General features: G+C 63.5%; 3 protein-coding genes. 1 reads left to right on the top strand and 2 read right to left on the bottom strand.

Going from position 1 to position 3636, the window contains the following annotated elements:
* The coding region (locus tag AC1D00_RS31710; protein WP_477013377.1) for an ABC transporter substrate-binding protein at nucleotides 1–1102 on the top strand (1102 nt) is incomplete at its 5' end.
* A gap of 14 nt (nucleotides 1103–1116) precedes the next feature.
* Here AC1D00_RS31710 and AC1D00_RS31705 read toward each other — a convergent pair.
* Both AC1D00_RS31705 and AC1D00_RS31700 read right to left on the bottom strand, forming a co-directional pair.
* Nucleotides 1117–2484: a M23 family metallopeptidase gene (locus AC1D00_RS31705; protein ID WP_477013376.1), complete on the bottom strand. Its 1368-nt coding sequence runs from the start codon at nucleotides 2482–2484 to the stop codon at nucleotides 1117–1119.
* Nucleotides 2485–2594: 110 nt separating this feature from the next.
* The gene (locus tag AC1D00_RS31700; RefSeq protein ID WP_477013375.1) at nucleotides 2595–3281 is read right to left on the bottom strand and encodes a peroxiredoxin; all 687 of its coding nucleotides are present in this window, start codon (nucleotides 3279–3281) and stop codon (nucleotides 2595–2597) included.
* Nucleotides 3282–3636: the final 355 nt, after the last annotated feature.

Below are 3636 nucleotides of genomic sequence, written 5' to 3'. Positions count from 1 at the left end.
GCCCTATAGCGGGCCGGCCTCGTCCTATGGCGTGATCGGAAAGACCGAGGCCGCGTTCTTCAGGATGATCAACGACCAGGGCGGCATCAATGGCCGCAAGATCAACTTCATCAGCTATGACGATGCCTATTCGCCGCCAAAGGCGATCGAGCAGGCGCGCAAGCTGATCGAGAGCGACGAGGTCTTGCTGATCTTCCAGCCGCTCGGCACGCCCTCGAACTCGGCGATCATGAAATACATGAACGCCAAGAAGGTGCCGCAGCTCTTCGTCGCCTCCGGCGGCACCAAGTTCGGTGACCCCAGGAACTTTCCCTGGACCATGGGTTTCCAGCCCAACTACCAGAGCGAGGGGCGGATCTACGCAAAGTACATTCGCGACAACTTTCCGAACGGCAAGATCGCGGTGTTCTGGCAGAACGACGACGCCGGCAAGGACCAGTTCAAAGGTCTGAAGGACGGGCTCGGCGACAAGGCCGGCATGATCATCGCCGACAAGTCCTACGAGGTCAGCGATCCCTCGATCGACTCGCAGATCGTCGCACTGCACGATTCCGGCGCCGACATCTTCTTCTCGTGGGCCGCGCCGAAAGGGTCGGCGCAGGCAATCCGCAAAGTCGGCGAGCTCGGCTGGAAGCCGAAGTTCTTTCTCGCCAACACCGCAACCTCGGTTGCCTCGGTGCTCAAGCCCGCCGGGCTCGAATACGCCAAGGACATCATCTCGACCGTCTATCTGAAAGACCCGACCGATCCGACCTGGGACAAGGACCCGGCCGTGGTGGAATGGCGCGCGTTCATGGACAAGTATTATCCAGACGGCGACAAGGCCAACTCCAATAACGTCTATGGCTATGTGCAGGCGGAGGCGATGGCGCAGGTGCTCAAGCAGTGCGGCGACAATCTCACCCGCGAGAACGTCATGAAGCAGGCCGCGAACCTGAAGGACTTCCACACCGACCTGATGCTGCCAGGCATCATGGTCAACACCTCGTCCGACGATTACTTCCCGATCGAGCAGATGCAGTTGATGCGCTTCAACGGGCAGGCATGGGAGCTGTTCGGCGACGTCATCACCGGCGAAGTCGGCCACGAGCGCAGCCAGTAGTCAGGCGTAACGGGCTAGCCCGCGCTGAGGCGCACGCCCGCGCGCAGGAACTTCTGCGGATCGACCGCTTCGCCGTCGATGCGGGTTTCGTAGTGCAGATGCGGACCGGTGGAGCGGCCGGTCGAGCCGACGAGACCGACGACCTGGCCGATCTTCACGACCTCGCCGACCTTGACGTTGATCTCGGAGAGATGGCCGTAGCGAGTCGCAAGTCCGTTGCCGTGATCGACCTCGATCATGCGGCCATAGCCGCCGGACCAGCCGGCCGAGATCACCTTGCCGTTGGCGGTGACGCGGACCGGATCGCCCGTGGCGGCGCGGAAGTCGAGGCCGGTATGCATCGCCGGCCGGCCCAGGAACGGATCGCTGCGCACGCCGAAACCCGAGGTGAACTCGACCTCGCCGATGACGGGCTTGCGATAGGGCACCAGCGCCAGCGTGCGGTTGAGGCGATCCATCTCGGCGCGGCTGACGTTGATGCGATTGAGCTGCTTCTCGAACGGCCCGGCATTGGCCGTCAGCTTGACAGGCACGAACGGCCCGCCCATCGCGGTCCGCGGCACGGCGGCTTCGAGACTGGCGAGGTTCAGGCCGAGATCGCTGACGACGCCGCGCATCCGGCGCATACGCGAATCCATGCCTTCCTCGACGGCGCTGAGCGCCGCCATCTGGCGACGCTCGACCTGATCGAGAGAGGTCGTGAGGCGGACCAGGACATTGTCAAAACCCTGGTTCTTGGCGAATTGATTGGCCTGTGGGGCCATGACGGCCGGCGCGCGCGACTCGAGCCGCGCTTCGCGATCCGGCGGCGCCACGAAGATCACGGTGTCGCTGATCGGCGACGGCTTTGGCGTGCCCTGCGTTGTGCTCTGGCCGGCGTCGCCACGCTGCGGGGTCGAACGGGGAATCGAGCCTGTCACGTCAGGCATGGCCCCGAGCGCCGTGGCCCGGGACTCCAGCGCCGTCTGACGCTTCATGATCTGGTCGAGCTTCTGGTCGAACTGTTCCTGGTCGAGCAGCTGGCGGCTGGTGGTGCGATCGACCTTGGCGCGCAGCTCGGCGATGCGGTCCTCATAGGCGTACTGCATCTCGGCGTGGCGGGCGATCAGCCGGGTCAGGACGTCGTCGCGAAAGGCAAAGTACGTGGCGGTCGCGGCCGACCAGAGCCCGAGCAGCACGACGGTGCCAACCACGATCCAGAACACCACGGGCCCGAGGCGGACCTGCTTGCCGTGATGGACGATGGTGTAGGCATCGTCGGTCGCGGGCAGGGGGAGCGCGATTGCCGCTGCTGCGGCGGCTGGACGGCGATGCAGGGGCCGTCCGTGGTCGTGAGGATGATGTTGGGGGTACTGCGAGTATTGGGCAGAACTTTTCGACATCGGCACTCCCGCGCCGGTCGGATGAGTCCGTACGGCCTAATTGCCGCAGCAATCTGGGCCGGTCATGGTTAATTTTCCGGAAATGGGAACAGTCGTATTTAAAGGACTGGTTAAAGACTTCTTGTCGCTTCCAGCACCTGATCGGCATGGCCGTCGACCCGGACGTTACGCCAGATCCTGGCCACCTTGCCGTCGTTTCCGACCAGCACCGTGGTGCGAAGAATCCCGAGGAAGCTCTTGCCGTACATGGATTTTTCGCCCCAGGCGCCATACGCTTCCAGCATCTCGTGCTTCTCGTCCGAGATGAGCGGAACGCCGAGGCTGTGCTTGTCGCGGAACTTCTCCTGGGCCTTTAACGAATCCGCGGAAATACCGATCACCGCCGTACCGGCCGCGGTGAAGGCGTCGGCCAGGCGCGTGAAGTCGATGGCCTCCCTGGTGCAGCCGGGCGTGTCGGCACGGGGGTAGAAGAACAGGACGAGCTTGCGGCCGGCATAATCCGACAGCGTGACGGCGCCGCCGCCGTCGCGGGGCAGGCGGAAGGCGGGGGCCTTCTGCCCCTCGGTCAGGACCGGCTTCGCCGCGGACGCGGGGGCCGATCTGGAGGAATTTAACTGTTTCGATGCGGCGCCATGCGATGCTGCTTTTGCTATGTTCGCGGTTGATTTGCTTGCCGGTGTCCGCTGTGTTTTCGCGGACTTTGTTTGAGTCGTTGCCAGGGTTTTCGGGGCCTTCTTTTTAGCCGCTGCAATGCCGGAGGGCGTCTTGGACGATTTCTTTTGGGATTTCTTGGACATACGCCTTCCTTTCGACGCTTTCGGCGGGTCAACCAAAGCGGTATTGCAGCTCTCGTCCGGTGTGCCGGAATCGTGCCCTCGGCTGGGCAAGTCTGATGGCGCCGGAGTATGGTTACAAGGAATTCCACGCACCACCCCACTGCTCGTTGAACGCGCTCCCGGGGCGAAATGACGAACAGCAGGAACATTCGAGGTATGGCGGCAATGCCGGCGCAGGGGCGTTCGCTCCCCGTCGACGGCTGCGGTCCCGGCGGCGCTCAATCCCACGATGGGCGCCTGTATCGAGAGGCAATGGCAAGGAATAAGTCGCCCCAGGATTACAATCGGGATTTCGATCGGCGCGGCGGTCATTCGG

It is taken from the genome of Bradyrhizobium sp. P2_E8 (assembly GCF_056403875.1).
The sequence above is the reverse complement of the archived record's forward strand: the minus strand, read 5'-3'. Positions and strand labels throughout refer to the sequence as shown.